Source organism: Amycolatopsis sp. TRM77291 (genome assembly GCF_054166285.1).
Genome location: NZ_JBSZHF010000001.1, coordinates 793,132 through 809,382 on the forward strand (window position 1 = coordinate 793,132; position 16,251 = coordinate 809,382).

The window sequence follows — 16,251 nt, forward strand, 5'->3', positions numbered from 1 at the left end:
GAAACTTCTTCCCATTTGTACTCCTTTTGGATTACTTTCCCCGCAATCGACTCCATCGAATGGGTGAGTGTCACGGGGTAAGGAGTACGCAAGGTGACGAAGCTTCCTGTGCGGTTCGCTGGTCTGGGGGCCACTGTGGCACTCGTCGGAGTGGTTCTCTCCGCCCCGACGGCTACTGCGGCCGGCGCTTTTCCCGCCTTCGGGCTGCCCTTCGACACTGGCCAGTCGGTCTACTCGGCGGGGATCCACTCGAACAACGGCACGTCCGGGGTGAAGAACGCCATCGACTTCAGCCCGGGTGACAAGACCGTTCGCGCCCCGCTGGCCGGCACGGTCCGGATCCAGCACTGCTCCGGCGGCGACTGGGTGACCGTCGACCACGACGGCGGCTGGCGAACCGGGTACTACCACCTGGAGGGCATTTCGGTCACCGACGGCCAGAAGGTCGCCCCGGGCGACGCTCTCGGCCGGACCGGCAACGCGCTGCCCTGTGGTGGCCGCAGCACCGGCGCCCACGTGCACTTCACCCTGTGGACCCTGCCCGCGGCCGCCGCGCAGGGCGGCGACTCGCGCGACTTCGGGGTCGGCGCGGGCAACTGGGACGGCCTGTCCTACGACGAGGTCTCGACCAAGGTCGCCGACGCCTACGGCGAAGCCGTCGACGGCAAGACCTTCGGCGGCTGGCAGTTCACCGCGGGCACCGATCAGTACTCCGGCACCGCGACCGAGGTCTCCTCCCGCTCGACCGTCCCGCTGCCCGGCCGATTCCGGGCCTGACCTGCCGTTGCCCGGCGCGGCGCGGCGCCGGGCAACGGTTCTTCCCGCTTGCGGAACACGTGAGCGGCGTCTCAAGATGCGGACGAGGGCTGGCTCGATCGCCCGCCCATCCGCTAACTTCGTCCGTAGGTCACGAGTGTCAGCGTCAAGCCCCGGCTAGCTGACCGGCAACCCTCCTTCCGCGGTGGGGTGCCCCGGGTGAGGACCTGGCTCGTCGCGAGGTGCGGCGGGCAAGCGCGGGATCCTCGCCGGGTCCCCTGGCCCGGAGGATGACGATGACCCTCGCTCTCGAACGCACGAACGCCCCCGCTGAAGTCGTTGCCACGCACCAGATCCCGGCGGTCGCGTGCGCCGATCTGCGGGTTCCGCTGGTCACCGGCGGCGACATCGCCTACGCCAACCTCGATCACGCGGCGAGCGCTCCCTGTCTGGACAAGGTGCGGTCCGCGGTCGACGAATTCCTGCCCTGGTACGCCAGCGTGCACCGCGGCGCCGGGTTCGCTTCGCAGGTTTCGACCAAGCTTTACGAGCGCACGCGCGGAATCCTGCGTGACTTCGTCGACGCGCGGTCGACCGACACCGTCGTGTTCACCCGCAACACCACCGATTCCTTCAACCTTCTCGCGCGCAGCCTGCCGAAACACACCTCGGTCGTCGTGTTCGACACCGAACACCACGCCGCGCTGCTGCCGTGGAAGGGACCGAACGTCCGCCGGATCGAAACCCCGCGGACCCGGCTCGCCGCGGTGTCCGCTGTGGACGAAGCGCTCTCGGGCTGCCCGCAGGGGCCGCGGCTGGTGGTGCTCACCGGCGCGTCCAACGTGACCGGGGAACTGTTGCCGGTCAAGGAGATCGCGGCCGTCGCACGGCGACACGGCGCCCGGATCGCGCTCGACGCGGCACAGCTCGCGCCGCACCGGAAGATCTCGGTGCGCGAACTGGACGTCGACTACGTCGCGCTGTCGGGGCACAAGCTGTACGCGCCTTTCGGTGCCGGCGCGCTGATCGGCCGCGCCGACTGGCTGCGCGCGGCCCAGCCGTACCTCGCCGGCGGTGGCGCGACGAAGCTCGTCAACCGTGACTCCGGAAACCTCGGCGTGGTCTGGAACTCCGGTCCCGAGCGGCACGAAGCAGGTTCCCCCAACACTGTCGGCGTCTACGCGCTCGGCGTCGCCTGCGAGACCCTGGCCGCGAACTGGGACGGGATCGTCGCCCACGAGGAGGAACTGCTGGCGCGTCTGCGCCGCGGTCTCGCCGCCATCCCCGGATTCGCCGAATTGCGGCTGTTCGACGCGCCGGTCGACCGGGTCGGCACGCTCAGCTTCGTCGTCGACGGCTTCGACCCGGGCTGGCTCGCCGCGGTCCTTTCGGCGGAGTACGGGATCGGCGTGCGGGACGGCGCGTTCTGCGCGCACGTGGCGACGAAGCGGCTGATCGCCGTGGCCGGCTCGACGGGGCAGCAGGCCGTGCGGGTCAGCCTCGGCATCGGCAGCACCACCGAGCACGTGGACCGGATCGTCCTGGCGCTGCGCCAGATCGTCGCCCGCGGCGCGCGCTGGCGGTACGAGAAGCCGGAGGGCCGCTGGGTGCCGGAGAACGATCCGCGGGAGCTTCCCCCGTTCTGCGCCTGACCCACTACCCTCACCCCGTATGGGGAACGAGCGACCGCGTTACTGGTTTCCGCTGGCGTTGCTGGGTTTCGCCCAGTTGCTGGTGGTGGCTTTCGGCGGGATGTGGTCCGGGGGATGGTTCGCCTACGCGCCCACTTGGGGCGAGCGGCAGTCCTTCGGATACGTGAGCTTGTACGGGGTCGAGATGAGCCGCGCGAACGTGGCCTCGCTGGACGCGTCGTTCGACATCGCCGGCCGGAACGACGGCTGGCTGTTCGCCGTCCTCGCGGTCTACCTCGGCACGGTGCTGTTCTACGCCTTCCGGACGAGGACCATGCGCTGGTGGAAGGTCGCCGCGATCGCGCTCGGCGGGCTGGTCGCCATCGTGCTGGCGGATCTGGTCGGCTACTGGGAATTCGATCTCGACGGCGACACCCGGAGCGCGATCCTGTTGACACTCGGCCTGGCGGGGCTCGCGTGGCTGGAGCGCAGTGTGCTGGTGCTCGTCGTGGCCGCGGCGTTCGTGCTCTGCGCGGTCGTGCTCGCCCAAGGACAGCTCGCGCTCGTGCTTTCGTCGCTGGTCGTGCTCGCCGGGGCGTTCGCGGCCCTGCTGAGCAGGCCGAAGACGGCCGCCGGGGAGTCCTGAACACGCTCAGTGGACAATGGGGCGGTGAGTACTGAGCCCGAAACGGCGCCACCGTCGCCCCCGCTGCCCAAGAAGCGCGTCGCCGTGGTGTTCGCCGTCGCCGCGGTGCTGTGGGGGATCGACCTCCTCACGAAGCAGATCGCCGTGTCCACGCTGGAGGGCAAGCAGCCGGTCGAGTTCCTCGGCGGGCTCGTGTACTTCCAGCTGGTGCGCAACCCCGGCGCCGCCTTCTCGATGGCCACCGGGCTGACCTGGGTGCTCGCGCTGGTCGCGATCGCCGTCGTGATCGCCATCGTCTGGCTGGCCAGGCGGCTGCGCTCGACCGGCTGGGCGATCGGCCTCGGCCTGGTGCTGGCGGGCGCGCTCGGCAACCTGACCGACCGGATCTTCCGTGCGCCCGGGCCGCTGCAGGGGCACGTGGTCGACATGATCTCCGCGTTCGCGCCGAACGGGCAGGGCTGGGCGATCTTCAACGTCGCCGACTCCGCGATCTGCGTCGGCGGCGTGCTCATCGTGATCCTTTCCTTGCTGGGCAAGGACTACGACGGAACATCCACCAAGGACAAGAAGAAAGCGGCGAGCGAATGAGCGCGCGGATGTTGCCCGTTCCCGACGGGCTCGACGGTATGCGCGTCGACGCGGGGCTGGCGAAACTGCTGGGGCTTTCCCGCACCGTCGTGGCGGAGCTGGCCGAATCCGGCGAGATCCTCCTCGATGGCAGGCCCGCCGGGAAATCGGACCGGCTGACCGCAGGCGGACTGCTCGAAGTGACGCTGCCCGATCCCGCGTCGGCCATCGAGGTCGTCGCGGAACCCGTCGAAGGCATGAAGATCCTGCATGACGACGACGACATCGTGGTGATCTCGAAGCCGGTCGGCGTCGCCGTGCACCCGAGCCCCGGCTGGACCGGGCCGACCGTCGTCGGCGGGCTCGCCGCCGCCGGGCTGCGCATCGCGACCTCGGGCGCCGCCGAGCGTCAGGGCGTCGTGCACCGGCTGGACGCCGGCACCACCGGCGTGATGGTCGTGGCGAAGAGCGAGCACGCGTACACCGTGTTGAAGCGCGCGTTCAAGGAACGCACCGTCGACAAGGGCTACCACGCCATCGTCCAGGGCCACCCGGATCCGACACGCGGCACCATCGACGCGCCGATCGACCGGCACCCCCGGCACGACTACAAGTTCGCCGTCGTCCAGGGCGGGCGGCCCAGCGTCACGCACTACGAGGTCGTCGAGGCCTTCCGCGCCGCGTCGCTGGCCCAGATCAAGCTGGAGACCGGCCGCACGCACCAGATCCGGGTGCACTTCTCGGCGCTCAAGCATCCGTGCGTCGGTGACCTGACCTACGGCGCCGACCCGGTGCTGGCGCGCAAGCTCGGCCTCTCGCGGCAGTGGCTGCACGCGAAGACGCTCGGCTTCGCCCACCCGTCCGACGGGCGCTGGGTCGAGTTCGAGTCGGAGTACCCGGACGACCTGGCCAACGCGCTGCGGATCCTGCAGGACGAGAACTAGTCGCTGCCCGCATTCAGTCCTCTGAATGCGAAACGGGCGCGTCAGTCCTCGATCGACCAGGTCAGCGTGCGCTCGTCCGGCTCGGGCCGCGGCGACCAGCGCACGGCGACCACGCGGGTCGAGTCCGGCAGCACGTAGACGGTGTGCCCGCCCAGGGTCTCCCCGGGCCGGACGCCGATCTTGTGCGGCGGACGCGACGTCAGCGAGACAGGCGCCTTCGCGATCGGCTTGCCGTCCGCGGTGAGCAGTTCGAGGTAGTTGTCCGGGAGCGACACGAACGGGATGTTCCCGCGGTTGGTGATCTCGGTGTGCACCACGACCGACCGTTCCCCGGCTTCCAGCGAGTACCCCGCGGCGCTGAACAGGTAGTCCGCCGGGTCCTGGACCTCGAGCAGCTGGACGGTGAGCTGCTCGCCCTCCAGGCCCTGGGTCTCCATCACGTCGCCGGTCCGGCCCTTCTTGCCCTCCGGGGCGGGCTGCGGCGTGACCTGCTGTTCGTCGCCGCGCGCCCAGGAAGCGGTCTGGGGGACGCCCCAGGTGCTCATCACCGGGTCGGCGGGCGCCATCGGGGGTGGCGCGAACTGCTGCTGCGGCGGGGCGGGCGGCCGTGGAGGCGGCGCCATCGGCTGGCGCACCGGGGCCGACGGCGGGCCGGGGTAGCGGCCCGACGGTGTGCCGTGCACGTTGTACGCGCCCGACGGCGTCCCTTGGACGTTGTACGGCCCGGAGGGGGTGCCCTGGACGTTGTGCGGGCCCGAATGCCCCGGCGGACGCTGAGGCTGCGGAGGTTGCTGGGGCTGCTGGGCCCATGAAGGCGGTGCGCTCGCGATGGCGGCCCGCAGCCCGTTCGGATCGCTCTCCACGCCCACGAGCAGCGGCAACCCGCTGCCGGACAGGGCGACCAGGCGGTACGCGACCTCGCGCGGGTCCATCCCGACCTTGGCCGCGAGTTCGTGTACGGCCGCCTTGCCCAGGTCCGCGAGGGCGGCGAGCAGGCGGATGTCCACGGGATCGGTCACGGCCACGTCCGGGAACGCTACCGTCTCGCCCTCGGCGCCGCGGGGAGAGGCCGCCCGAGCGCGGCAAAACCCGGCTTCGGTAGTACGCGGTCTCCATTAGGGTCGGGACACCGCCTCCATCGACCTCTGGGGAAAGAAAACATGAGCGAAGTCTCCGCCCTCGCCGACGAGTTCGTCGAAGCCCTCTTCGACGCCGAGCCGGTCATGCCCGCCTTGCAGGGCTTCCGTCCGGAATCGACCGGGCTCGGCGATCTCAGCGAGGCCGCGGGGGACGCCTTCCGCGCGCGGCTGGCCGGGTTCGCCGCGCGGGCCGAGGCACTCGCCACCGACGGTTTGAGCGCGGAGGAGAAGACCACCCGTGACGTCCTGATCGCGATGGCGCGGGCCAGGATCGCCCTGCTGGACTCGCGGTTCGTCGAGTTCACCGTCAGTGACCTGTTCATCTCGCCCGCCGCCGAGGTGCTCACCGTGCTGCCGATGATGTCGGTCGGGACGGGCGCGCAGGCCGAGGCGCACCTCGGGCGGATCGCCGCGATCCCGGAGTACCTGCGGCAGGCCGCGCAGCGGCACCGGGACGGCGTCGCCCGCGGGCTGGTCCCGGTCGCGTACCTCGTCGACGCCGCCGTCGCCTACCTCGACCGGCACCTCGCCGAGCCGTCGGCCGATCCGCTGCTGCGCCAGCCCGCGCCCGACGAGGACTTCGAGACCCGCCGCGCCGAGCTGCTGCGCGACGTCGTCCGGCCCGCGATCGCCGAGTACCGCGAGGTGCTCGCGAAGGAGATCGCGCCGCACGGCCGCCCCGAGGACAAGCCCGGCGTCTGCTGGCTGCCCGACGGCGAGCGCATCTACGCCCTGCTCGCCGAGATGCACACGACGACCGACCGCACCCCGCGTGAGCTGCACCAGACCGGGCTCGACGTGATCGCGGGCCTCGCCGCCGAGTACCGCGAGTACGGCTCGCGGGTCTTCGGCACCAGCGACCTCCAGGAGATCTTCACCAAGCTCCGCTCCGACCCGGCCCTGCGCTGGTCCGGCGCCGACGAGATGCTCGACTCCGCCCGCGCGGCCATCACCAGGGCCGAGGCCGAAGCGCCGAAGTGGTTCGGCCGGATCCCGCCGCAGCCGTGGACGGTCGAGCCGGTTCCCGCCGAATCCGCGCCCGGCGCGCCCGCCGCCTACTACATGTGGCCCGCGGTCGACGGCTCCCGGCCCGGCATCTACTTCGCCAACACCCACAAGGCGGAGGAGCGGTTCCGGCATGCGGCGGAGGCGACGGCGTTCCACGAGGCCATCCCCGGCCACCACTTCCAGCTGAGCCTCGCGCAGGGACTCACCGAACTCCCGCTGCTGCGCCGCATCGGCGACTTCACCGCGTACGCCGAGGGCTGGGGCCTGTACACCGAGCGCCTCGCCGACGAGATGGGCCTGTACTCCGACGACGTCGCGAAGCTCGGCATGCTGACCATGGATTCGATGCGCGCCGGACGCCTGGTCGTCGACACGGGGCTGCACGCGCTGGGCTGGAGCCGCCGCCAGGCCATCGACTTCCTCGCCGAGAACACGCCGATGGCGCCGGTGGAGATCGAGTCCGAAGTGGACCGGTACATCGCCTTCCCCGGGCAGGCGCTGTCGTACATGGTGGGACGGCTGGAGATCCAGCGCATCCGTGCCGAGGCCGAACTGAAGCTGGGCAGCCGCTTCGACATCAAGGCCTTCCACGACGTCGTGCTCGGCGGCGGTTCGCTGCCGCTGTCGGTGCTGGACGGCGTGGTCCGCGACTGGATCGCCGGCCACGGCGACACCCCGAACGGTCTGGCCGACGAGCTGATGGAGCTCAAGTTCGAGGAACTTCCGCTGTGGCGCTCGCTTCTCGGGCTTCCCGGCGACGAAGGCGCGTTGCCCGACCCGAGCGCGGAGGCCGCGGCCGCGCAGCGCGCGTCGGCGGTCGCCATCGCCGAGCGCGCCGAAGCCCTGGACACCGAAGGCCTTTCCCCGGCCGAGATGGTCACCCGCGAGGTCGTGATCCAGCAGGCGAAGGCGATGGTCGACGTCCTCGATTCGCGCGCCGCCGAGTTCTCGGTCAGCGACGGGCTGGCGTCGCCCGCGCTGTTCATGCTCAACGAACTCGCCGTCCTGTCGCTGAACGACGAGGAAAAGGTCCGCGGCTACCTGAAGCGGCTCGAAGGGTTGGGCGCCTATCTGGACGCCCTGATCGTGCGCCAGCGCGCGGCGGCGGCCGACGGGCTGGTCCCGCCCGGCTTCCTGGTCGAAGGCGGGATCGCTTACGTGGAGCGTTATCTCGGTGACGAGGCGGGGGATCCGCTGGCGCTCACCGCGTCCGTTTCCGTGGAGGGCTACGAAGCCGAACGCGACCGGCTGCTGGCCGAGGTCGTCCGGCCCGCCTACCGGCGGTATCGCGACTTCCTCGCCGACGAGCTGCGTCCCGTGGCGAAGCCCGAAACCGAGCCGGGTCTCTGCGCGCTCCCCGGCGGGCAGGAGAAGTACGCCGCGCTGATCCGCGCGCACACCTCCACCGAGCGCACCGCGCAGGATCTGCACGACACCGGTCTCGACATGATCGCGAAACTGGCCGGCCAGTACCGCGAGCTGGGTGAGAAGATCTTCGGCACCAAGGATCTCGAGGAGATCTTCGAGCGGCTGCGGACCGACCCGGCCCTGCGCTGGCGGGACAGCGACGAACTGCTCGACGCCGCGCGTGACGCCATCACGCGCGCCGAAGCCGTCGCCCCGCAGTGGTTCTCGACCGTGCCCGAGGAGCGGTGCCAGGTCGAGCCGGTCCCGCCCGCGGAGGCGCCCGGCGGCACGCTGGCGTACTACATCGAGGCGTCGCTCGACGGCTCGCGGCCGGGCACCTACTACGCGAACACCCACGAGGCCGAGCAGCGCCCGAAGCACACGAGCGAGGCGATCGCCTTCCACGAAGCCGTGCCGGGGCACCACTTCCAGATCTGCATCGCGCACAAGCTCAAGGGCCTGCCGATGTTGCGCGGGCACGCCGACGTCAACGCGTACGTCGAAGGCTGGGGTCTCTACTCGGAGCGCCTCGCCGACGAGATGGGCCTGTACTCCAGCGATCTGACCAGGTTCGGCATGCTCACCCAGGATTCGATGCGTGCCGGGCGGCTCGTCGTCGACACCGGGATGCACGCGCTCGGCTGGAGCCGTCAGCAGGCCGTCGACTACCTGGCCGAGAACACGCCGATGGCCAGGGTCGAGATCGAGGCCGAGATCGATCGCTACGCCGCCGTTCCGGGGCAGGCGCTGTCGTACATGGTGGGTCGGCTGGAGATCGAGCGGATCCGCGCGGAGGCCGAAGCCGCGCTCGGCGACCGGTTCGACATCAAGGGCTTCCACGAGGTCGTCCTGAGCAACGGGATCCTGCCGCTGCGGGTGCTGGACGACGTGGTGAAGGCGTGGGTGGCCGCGCAGTGAGCCGGAACACAGGCGAACCGCGCGGTCCCGGCGCATACTGTCGCTAAGCGAGCGCTCAGTAACTTCACGAGGAGATGCCGATGAGGATCGGGACCGCGATCAGCTACGCCGGTGGTTTCGCCGACAGCGTGGCGGACATCGTCGAGCTGGAGAAGGCCGGGCTGGACATCGTCTTCGTCCCCGAGGCCTATTCGTTCGACGCGGTCAGCCAGCTCGGCTACGTCGCGGCGAAGACCGAACGGGTCCAGATCGCGTCCGGCATCTTCCAGATCTACACGCGGACGCCGACGCTGACCGCGATGACCGCCGCCGGGCTGGACTTCGTCTCCGACGGCCGGTTCACGCTCGGTATCGGCGCGTCGGGTCCGCAGGTCATCGAGGGTTTCCACGGCGTGAAGTACGACGCGCCGCTGGGCAGGACCCGCGAGATCATCGACATCTGCCGTCAGGTGTGGCGGCGGGAGAAGGTGGTGCATTCCGGCACGCACTACTCGATCCCGCTGCCACCCGAGCAGGGCACGGGCCTCGGCAAACCGCTGAAGCTGATCAACCACCCGGTGCGCGAGCGGATCCCGATCCTGCTGGCCTCGATCGGCCCGAAGAACGTCGCGCTCACGGCCGAACTCGCGGAGGGCTGGGAGCCGATCTTCTTCCACCCCGAGAAGGCCGCCGAGGTCTGGGGCGCGTCGCTGGCCGAGGGCAAGGCGAAGCGCGACCCGTCGCTGGGCGAGCTGGACACCTTCGTCGGCACCGCGCTGGCGATCGGTGACGACGTCGAAGGGCTGCTGGACCACCTGCGCGGCATGCTGGCGCTGTACATCGGCGGCATGGGCGCGCGCGGCAAGAACTTCTACAACAGTCTCGCTCAAAGGTACGGCTACGAGGCCGAAGCGAAGCTCATCCAGGACCTCTACCTGGACGGCAAGAAGGACGAGGCCGCCGCGGCGGTGCCGAAGGAGCTGATCCGGGCGATCTCGCTGATCGGGCCCGAGGGCTACGTCAAGGAGCGTCTCGCCGCGTTCCGCGAGGCCGGTGCGACCACGCTGGTGGTCAATCCGCTGCTGCCCGGTCGCGAAGCCCGCGTCGCTCAGGTTTCGAAGCTTCGCGAACTCGTCGGTTAGGCACGCGGCGGGGAGGCGAACCTCTCACCTGTATCGATCCGGTACACTTGACCTGCGCCGGTGTACCCCCTTCGTGGTCAAAAAACGGCCTCCCGGTGGAAAGAGAACGTAAACCACGCCTGAACGGCCGGAAAATCCGCCATTATCAGGAGTGAAAGCGAGACCTCGGGGGAATACGTTCGCGACGAAGGTGAGGTGCCTCGCGTGCGCAAGCAGATCGGCGAGCCGTCCGCCGCGGTCCTTGACGTCGGGTCGTTCAGCGCGCGGCTGGTGGTTCTGGCCAAGGGCGGTACGCCGCTCGATCCCGCGCTGAGCCACCAGACGCGGCTGCGGCTGGACAGGGAACTCGACGATGACGGGAACCTGACCCGGCGCGGTATCGACGCGGTCGCGTCCGCCGTCGAGGCGGGGATGACGATGGCGGCCAAACACGGCGTCGAAGGTGTGTACCCGCTCGCCACGTCGTCGATCCGCGACGCGAGCAATGTCAAGCACGTCGTCCGTGACGTCCAGAAGGCCACCGGGGTCAAACTGCGGTTCCTCACCGGCCGCCGCGAGGCCGAACTGGCCTACGTCGGCGCGCGCCGGTGGTACGGCGCTTCCGCCGGCGCGCTGCTGGTGCTCGACATCGGCGGCGGGACCGTCGAGCTCGCCGCCGGGGATGCCGAGGAGGCCGGGTTCGCGCATTCCCTGCCGCTCGGCGCGCGATCCCTGACCCGGGACTGGTTCGCCACCGAATGTCCGTCGCCCAAGGTGGTACGGGCGATGCGGGAACACGTGCTCGACGAGGTCCGCGACGCGATGCAGGACGTTCTGCCGCATATCCGCGACCATCGCGCCGTCGGCTGCTCCAAGGTGCTGCGGCAGCTCGCCCGGCTCGCCGGGGACCGGCCGTCCCGCGCCAGGGAACTGCACCTCGACGACCTCCGCGCGTGGATCCCGCGGCTGGCGAAGCTGCCCGCGAAACGCCGCGCCGAGCTGCCGGGTATCTCGCGGCAACGCTCCCACCAGGCGCTCGCGGGCGCGATCGTCGCCGAGGCGCTGCTGACGCTGGCCGGCGGCCAGGTCGCCATCTGCCCGTGGTCCACCAGGGACGGCCTGCTGCTCGGCATGCTCGACGGGCTCGTCACGCCGGAGGGCGAACCGGCGAAAGCCGCCTGACGACTGGCGCATCCGGCCGCGAGCGGGTACCCCGGACACATGAGGGAAAGCAAGAAGAACTTCGGGCAGGACGAAGAAGAAGACCTCGACGACCTTCGCGGGATCCAGCCGAAGACCGACGTGCCCGGCGCGCCGAACCGTGACGTCGGGCCGCACGGCACCAAGGAGGTCGACGGCGTGCCGGGCAGCGGCGAGGCACCGGTCGAGCCGCCGGACTGAGCACTCACCCGTCCTTCGGCTGCCTTCGCGCCGGAGCGCGGCCCGCGGGCTGCACCGGCGCCGGCCCAGGGTCGATCGCCGGGATCGGCAGCCGTACCGGCTCGGCGGTCACCGTGAACGTCTCGCCGTGGTGCATCAGTTCCAGCGGCTCCCCGGTGATCACGTGGTACGTCGCGCCCTCGCCGTCGATCTCGACCTGGAACCGGGTGCCGCGGAAGGTCAGCCGGAACGCGATCCGCTGGAGCTGCGGCGGCAGCCTCGGCGCGAAGGTCAGCCTGCCGCCGTAGTCGCGCAGCCCGCCGAAACCGGCGACGGTACCCTGCCACGCGCCCGCCAGGGAGGCCAGGTGCAGACCGTTGCGGACGTTGTTGTGCACGTCGTGCAGGTCGGTCAGCGCGGCCTCGGCGAGGTAGTCGTAGGCCAGTTCGAGATGCCCGACCTCGGCCGCCACCACCGCCTGCGTCCCCGCCGACAGTGAGGAATCCCGCACGGTCCGCGCCTCGTAGTAGGCGAAGTCGCGCGCCTTTTCCTCGGGGGTGAAGGAATCCCCGCACAGATGCAGCGCGAGCACGAGGTCCGCCTGTTTGACCACCTGCTTGCGGTAGAGGTCGAAGTACGGATAGTTGAGCAGCAGCGGGTAGAAATCCGGGTCTGTGGCCTCGAAATCCCACTCGTCGTGTTCCAGGAACCCTTCGGACTGCGGGTGTACGCCGAGATCCTCGTCATAAGGCACCAGCATCGCGTCGGCGGCCTTGCGCCACGACGCGACCTCGTCCGCGTCGACCTCGAACCGCTTGGCCACGTCGTCGTGCTGGCCGACGATTTCGGCGGCGTAGAACAGGTTCCGGCGGGCCATCAGGTTCGTGTAGACGTTGTTGTCGGCCACCGCGGAGTACTCGTCCGGTCCGGTGACGCCGTCGATCCGGAACCGGCCGCGCCGGTCGAAATGCCCGAGCGACAACCACAACCGCGCGGTTTCGAGGAGCAGTTCCGCTCCGCAGTTCCGCATGAACTCGTCGTCGCCGGTGGCGTTGAGATAGCGCACGACGGCGTCGGAGATGTCCGCGCTGACGTGGAACGCCGCCGTGCCCGCCGGCCAGTACGCCGAGCATTCCGCGCCGTTGATGGACCGCCAAGGGAACGCGGCGCCGCGTAACCCCAGCTGTGCCGCCCTTTCCCGCGCTTTGTCCAAAGTGGAGTGACGCCAGCGCAGCGCGTCTCGGGCGGCGTCCGGGATGCTGTAGGTGAGCACGGGAAGGACGAAGGTCTCGGTGTCCCAGAACGCGTGCCCGTCGTACCCGGGGCCGGTCAGCCCCTTGCCCGCCAGCGCCCTCGTCTCGCCGCGGGCCCCGGCCTGCAGGAGGTGGAAGAGCGCGAACCGCACGGCCTGCTGGAGTTCCTGGTCGCCCTCGATCTCGATGTCCGAGGTCTCCCAGAAGTCGTCGAGGAACGCCTTCTGCTCGGCGAGCAGCCCCTGCCAGCCGGTCTGGCGTGCCCCGGCCAGCGCGGCCTCGACCTGCGCGCGCACGGCGGGCACCGAACGCTGCGCGGACCAGCCGTAGGCGAGGAACTTGGTGATCCGCAGCCGTCCGCCCTTGGGCACGTCGACGGCGATGGTGAGCCGCGCGAGATCGTCCTCGGCCTCGATATGCGTGCGCACGCCGTCGGAGACGTCGATCTTGTGGTCCATCGCGGCGGCCATCCGCAACCCGGATCGGCGGGTCTGGTGCACCAGCACCGCGTGGTACGCCTCCGCGTGGTGGTATTCCCCGATCAACGGCGACTCCAGTGCCGCCGCGACCCGCGGGTCACGCGTGTCGGATTCGATCGGTTCGTTCGCCAGGAGATCCGACTGCACCACCAGCTGGAGCTCGTCGTCGAGCGGTTCGACCTCGTACCTGATCGCCGCGACGGCCCGCTGGGTGAAGGAGACCAGGCGTTCGGTCTTCACCCGGACCCGGCGGCCGGTCGGCGACGACCAGACGGTGTCGCGCGCGAGCGTGCCCTTCCGGAAGTCGAGGACGCGGTCGTGTTCGGTCGCCTGGCCATAGCGCATGTCGAGCGGCTCGTCCTCGACCAGCAGCCGGATGACCTTGCCGTCGGTCACGTTGACGACCGTCTGTCCCTCTTCGGGATAGCCGTAACCCGTTTCCGCGTAAGGAAGATCGTGCTGTTCGTAGAAACCGTTGAGATAGGTGCCGGGAAGACCGCGCGGCTCGGCCTCCTCCAGCGTGCCGCGCAGGCCGATGTGCCCGTTGGACACCGCGAACGCCGATTCGGTGCGCTGCAACGCGTCGACGTCCATCCCGTGCCAGCGCAGCTCCCAGGGCGCGACCTCGTAGCCGCGGAAAAGCGATTCGCTCACTTGCGGTCCTCCAGGAGCTCGGCGAGGTCGTCCACCACCACGTCGGCGCCGTGCGCGAGCAGTTCGCCCGCCTGGTGCGCGCGGTTGACCCCGACCACGTAACCGAAACCGCCGTCCTTGCCCGCCTGCACCCCCGCGAGGGCGTCCTCGAAGACGGCCGCGTTCGCCGGTGCGACACCGAACGCCTCGGCGCCGGCGAGGAACGAATCCGGGGCGGGCTTGCCGCGCAGATTCCTCTCGGCGATCACGATCCCGTCGATCCGGGTTTCGACGAACTTGGTGAGGTCGGCGGCGTCGAGCACCTTCGCGCCGTTGGCCGACGAGGTGACGACGCCGATGCGCAACCCCGCCGCCTTCGCGGCTTCCAGATACCGGACGGAACCCGGGTACGGAGTCACGCCCTCGTCCTCGATGATCTTCAGCACCAGCTGGTTCTTCCGGTTGCCGATCCCGTTGACGGTGGCGGCGTCGATCCCGTCGTCCGGGTTTCCCTCGGGCAGTTCGATCCCGCGCGAGGTGAGGAACGTGCGGACGCCGTCGGCCCTCGGCCTTCCGTCGACGTAGGCCGCGTAGTCGGTGTCGGTGAACGGCGAGAACGAGTCACCGTCGCGGGCGCGCAGGAATTCGTCGAACGTGCGTTTCCACGCTTCGCGATGCTGGGCCGCGGTTCCGGTCAGCACGCCGTCGAGGTCGAAGAGACAGGCCGTGATGGTGTCGGGCAGACCGATCATGTCTGGCCACGCTACCCGGGCTCGCCGGTGCCCGCTCGGCTTCGTCAGGAGGCGCGGATCACGAGCGCGACATGCCGCGCGGCCCGGTCCAGCGCGTCGGGCGACCGGTGGACCCGGCTGACCAGCAGGGCTCCTTCGAGGTTGTTCATGATGGCCGTGGCGATGTCTTCGGGATCGCCGACCTCGCCGAGCAGGTCGACGAGCAGCGCGTGCCAGGCGGCGAACGCGTCCTGGCACGCCTTGGTGATCGCGGGCGAGGCGTTCGCCATCTCCAAGGTGATCGTGGCGAGCGGACAGCCGCCGCGGTAGTCGTCGGCCGCCAGTGCTTCGCCCGCCTTGCGATACCACCAGGCCACCGCGTTCTCGACCGTCTCGGTGCGCTCGAAGGCGCGGCGGATCGTCTTCGCCACGACAGCGGTGCCGAGTTCGATGGCGGCGACCGCGAGCTGTTCCTTGCCGCCGGGGAAGTGGTGGTACGCCGATCCCCACGGCGTCCCGGCCTCCTCGACCAGCCGCCGCCACGAAGTCGCCTGGTAGCCCTCGCGGCGGAAGAGCGTCATCGCCGTCGAGATCATCCGCTCGCGAGTGGTGGTTTCGGACACGTGGCCCAGCATAGTCCTTGACTAGGACGACCGTCTTAGGAAAGCCTAGGACGATCGTCTTAGGAGGCAGCCATGACCACCGACGTCACCGGGCAGACCAGGCAGAAGACCGTGACCTGGCAGGACCCGCTGCCCACCGCGCGGCTCGGCCGGGAAATGTCCGGGCTCGAGTACCTGACCGGTATCGCCGAGGGCCGGATCCCGCCGGCGCCGATCTCGGCGCATTTCGGCATGCGCTGGGTGAGCGTGGCCGAAGGCGACGTCGTGATCGCCGCGACGCCGGACGAGTCCCTGTACAACCCCATCGGGACCGTGCACGGCGGCGTCGCGGCGACCCTGCTGGATTCGGCGGTGGCGTGCGCGGTGCACTCGAACCTGCCCGCCGGTGTCGGGTACACCTCGGTGGAACTGAAGGTGAACTACCTGCGCGCCATTTCCGGCTCGGTGGGGGAGATCCGCGCGCACGGCTGGGTCGTGAAGGCCGGTTCGCGCGTCGCGTTCGCCGAGGGCGACATCCGCGACGGGCAGGGCAAGGTGCTCGCGACGGCGTCGAGCACCTGCCTGATCATCAAGCCCTAGAACATTTCCGCGCCGGGCGGCACCGGCTGCTTAACGTCCCAGTGCTCCACGATGAGCCCGTCTTCCACGCGCACGATGTCGACGACGGCCGCGCCGAGTTCGTCGCCCGGCCGGACGACGTGCAGGTGCACGACGACGTGTTCGTCGTCGGCGATCACGCGTTTCACCGAGACGTCCGCGCCTGCCATGGGTGAGTTCCGCATCGCTTCCACGAAAGCGTCACGGCCGGAGGGGAATCCCGGGCTGTGGGTGACGAAATCCGGGTGCACGTTCGTGCCCGCGGCGGCGAAGTCCTTGTGCACGAACATGTTCTCGAAGCAGTCGAGGACGATCTTCTTGGCTGTGGTCATAGGAACATCGTCCCTCCGCTGTCGATTACCGCGGAGGTAAAGGCTCAGAGCGGCGGAACGTGGCGGTCAAGGTGGTCGTGAGTGGCGTTTCGGGTTCTAACCCGAAT

15 protein-coding genes and 1 riboswitch are annotated in these 16,251 nt (G+C 69.9%); of the genes, 10 read left to right on the plus strand and 5 right to left on the minus strand.

Annotated features, from left to right (window positions below; translation table 11 throughout):
* Positions 1-93: 93 nt before the first annotated feature.
* From ACXIZN_RS03780 to ACXIZN_RS03800, 5 genes are all read left to right on the plus strand, one after another.
* Positions 94-777 (plus strand): M23 family metallopeptidase, encoded by a 684-nt coding sequence (locus tag ACXIZN_RS03780; protein ID WP_457952565.1) that lies wholly within the window; start codon positions 94-96, stop codon positions 775-777.
* Between the two features lie 128 nt (positions 778-905).
* Positions 906-1,020: riboswitch (SAM riboswitch) on the plus strand.
* Positions 1,021-1,052: 32 nt separating this feature from the next.
* Positions 1,053-2,408 carry an aminotransferase class V-fold PLP-dependent enzyme gene (locus ACXIZN_RS03785; protein WP_457952566.1) on the plus strand — a complete coding sequence of 452 codons (1,356 nt, stop codon included), beginning with the start codon at positions 1,053-1,055 and terminating at the stop codon, positions 2,406-2,408.
* Positions 2,409-2,427: 19 nt separating this feature from the next.
* Entirely contained in the window at positions 2,428-3,033 is a 606-nt protein-coding gene (locus ACXIZN_RS03790; protein WP_457952567.1) for a hypothetical protein, read from the plus strand.
* Positions 3,034-3,057: 24 nt separating this feature from the next.
* Positions 3,058-3,621 carry a signal peptidase II gene (lspA, locus tag ACXIZN_RS03795; RefSeq protein WP_192741196.1) on the plus strand — a complete coding sequence of 188 codons (564 nt, stop codon included), beginning with the start codon at positions 3,058-3,060 and terminating at the stop codon, positions 3,619-3,621.
* Positions 3,618-4,544 (plus strand): RluA family pseudouridine synthase, encoded by a 927-nt coding sequence (locus ACXIZN_RS03800; protein WP_457952568.1) that lies wholly within the window; start codon positions 3,618-3,620, stop codon positions 4,542-4,544. Before lspA ends, ACXIZN_RS03800 begins: the two co-directional genes overlap by 4 nt.
* Positions 4,545-4,585: 41 nt before the next feature.
* Here the strand turns inward: ACXIZN_RS03800 and ACXIZN_RS03805 are convergent, their stop codons facing one another.
* The gene (locus ACXIZN_RS03805; RefSeq protein ID WP_457952569.1) at positions 4,586-5,569 is read right to left on the minus strand and encodes an AsnC family protein; all 984 of its coding nucleotides are present in this window, start codon (positions 5,567-5,569) and stop codon (positions 4,586-4,588) included.
* A 135-nt stretch (positions 5,570-5,704) separates the two neighbouring features.
* Here ACXIZN_RS03805 and ACXIZN_RS03810 point away from each other — a divergent pair, with 135 nt between their 5' ends.
* The 4 genes from ACXIZN_RS03810 to ACXIZN_RS03825 all read left to right on the plus strand — a co-directional run bounded on the left by ACXIZN_RS03810 (position 5,705) and on the right by ACXIZN_RS03825 (position 11,517).
* A complete protein-coding gene (locus ACXIZN_RS03810) occupies positions 5,705-9,016 on the plus strand; it encodes a DUF885 domain-containing protein (RefSeq protein ID WP_457952570.1) in 3,312 nt (1,103 codons plus the stop codon).
* Positions 9,017-9,096: 80 nt separating this feature from the next.
* Entirely contained in the window at positions 9,097-10,137 is a 1,041-nt protein-coding gene (locus ACXIZN_RS03815) for an LLM class F420-dependent oxidoreductase (RefSeq protein ID WP_457952571.1), read from the plus strand.
* Between the two features lie 204 nt (positions 10,138-10,341).
* Positions 10,342-11,298, plus strand: a complete 957-nt coding sequence (locus tag ACXIZN_RS03820; protein ID WP_219150422.1) for a Ppx/GppA phosphatase family protein — start codon at positions 10,342-10,344, stop codon at positions 11,296-11,298.
* A 39-nt stretch (positions 11,299-11,337) separates the two neighbouring features.
* On the plus strand, positions 11,338-11,517 hold the full coding sequence (locus ACXIZN_RS03825; protein ID WP_457952572.1) for a hypothetical protein: 180 nt from the start codon (positions 11,338-11,340) through the stop codon (positions 11,515-11,517).
* A 4-nt stretch (positions 11,518-11,521) separates the two neighbouring features.
* Here ACXIZN_RS03825 and ACXIZN_RS03830 read toward each other — a convergent pair whose 3' ends face one another.
* The 3 genes from ACXIZN_RS03830 to ACXIZN_RS03840 are packed head-to-tail and all read right to left on the minus strand — an operon-like array spanning position 11,522 to position 15,215.
* On the minus strand, positions 11,522-13,822 hold the full coding sequence (locus ACXIZN_RS03830; protein WP_457960450.1) for a glycoside hydrolase family 65 protein: 2,301 nt from the start codon (positions 13,820-13,822) through the stop codon (positions 11,522-11,524).
* 56 nt (positions 13,823-13,878) lie between these two features.
* The gene (locus ACXIZN_RS03835; RefSeq protein ID WP_457952573.1) at positions 13,879-14,613 is read right to left on the minus strand and encodes an HAD family hydrolase; all 735 of its coding nucleotides are present in this window, start codon (positions 14,611-14,613) and stop codon (positions 13,879-13,881) included.
* A 44-nt stretch (positions 14,614-14,657) separates the two neighbouring features.
* Positions 14,658-15,215: a TetR/AcrR family transcriptional regulator gene (locus ACXIZN_RS03840; RefSeq protein ID WP_457952574.1), complete on the minus strand. Its 558-nt coding sequence runs from the start codon at positions 15,213-15,215 to the stop codon at positions 14,658-14,660.
* A gap of 72 nt (positions 15,216-15,287) precedes the next feature.
* Between ACXIZN_RS03840 and ACXIZN_RS03845 the strand changes: the two genes are divergently transcribed.
* Positions 15,288-15,794: a PaaI family thioesterase gene (locus ACXIZN_RS03845; RefSeq protein WP_457952575.1), complete on the plus strand. Its 507-nt coding sequence runs from the start codon at positions 15,288-15,290 to the stop codon at positions 15,792-15,794.
* Here ACXIZN_RS03845 and ACXIZN_RS03850 read toward each other — a convergent pair.
* Entirely contained in the window at positions 15,791-16,144 is a 354-nt protein-coding gene (locus tag ACXIZN_RS03850) for a nuclear transport factor 2 family protein (protein WP_192741205.1), read from the minus strand. The two genes, ACXIZN_RS03845 and ACXIZN_RS03850, sit on opposite strands and share 4 nt — an antisense overlap.
* Between the last annotated feature and the right edge of the window lie 107 nt (positions 16,145-16,251).

Coding starts and splice junctions, on each gene's coding strand:
- ACXIZN_RS03785 (WP_457952566.1), top strand. CDS start 1,053: ATGACCCTCGCTCTCGAACGCACGAACGCCCCCGCTGAAGTCGTTGCC.
- ACXIZN_RS03790 (WP_457952567.1), top strand. CDS start 2,428: ATGGGGAACGAGCGACCGCGTTACTGGTTTCCGCTGGCGTTGCTGGGT.
- ACXIZN_RS03800 (WP_457952568.1), top strand. CDS start 3,618: ATGAGCGCGCGGATGTTGCCCGTTCCCGACGGGCTCGACGGTATGCGC.
- ACXIZN_RS03810 (WP_457952570.1), top strand. CDS start 5,705: ATGAGCGAAGTCTCCGCCCTCGCCGACGAGTTCGTCGAAGCCCTCTTC.
- ACXIZN_RS03815 (WP_457952571.1), top strand. CDS start 9,097: ATGAGGATCGGGACCGCGATCAGCTACGCCGGTGGTTTCGCCGACAGC.
- ACXIZN_RS03825 (WP_457952572.1), top strand. CDS start 11,338: ATGAGGGAAAGCAAGAAGAACTTCGGGCAGGACGAAGAAGAAGACCTC.
- ACXIZN_RS03830 (WP_457960450.1), bottom strand. CDS start 13,822: ATGGACGTCGACGCGTTGCAGCGCACCGAATCGGCGTTCGCGGTGTCC.
- ACXIZN_RS03835 (WP_457952573.1), bottom strand. CDS start 14,613: ATGATCGGTCTGCCCGACACCATCACGGCCTGTCTCTTCGACCTCGAC.
- ACXIZN_RS03845 (WP_457952575.1), top strand. CDS start 15,288: ATGACCACCGACGTCACCGGGCAGACCAGGCAGAAGACCGTGACCTGG.
- ACXIZN_RS03850 (WP_192741205.1), bottom strand. CDS start 16,144: ATGACCACAGCCAAGAAGATCGTCCTCGACTGCTTCGAGAACATGTTC.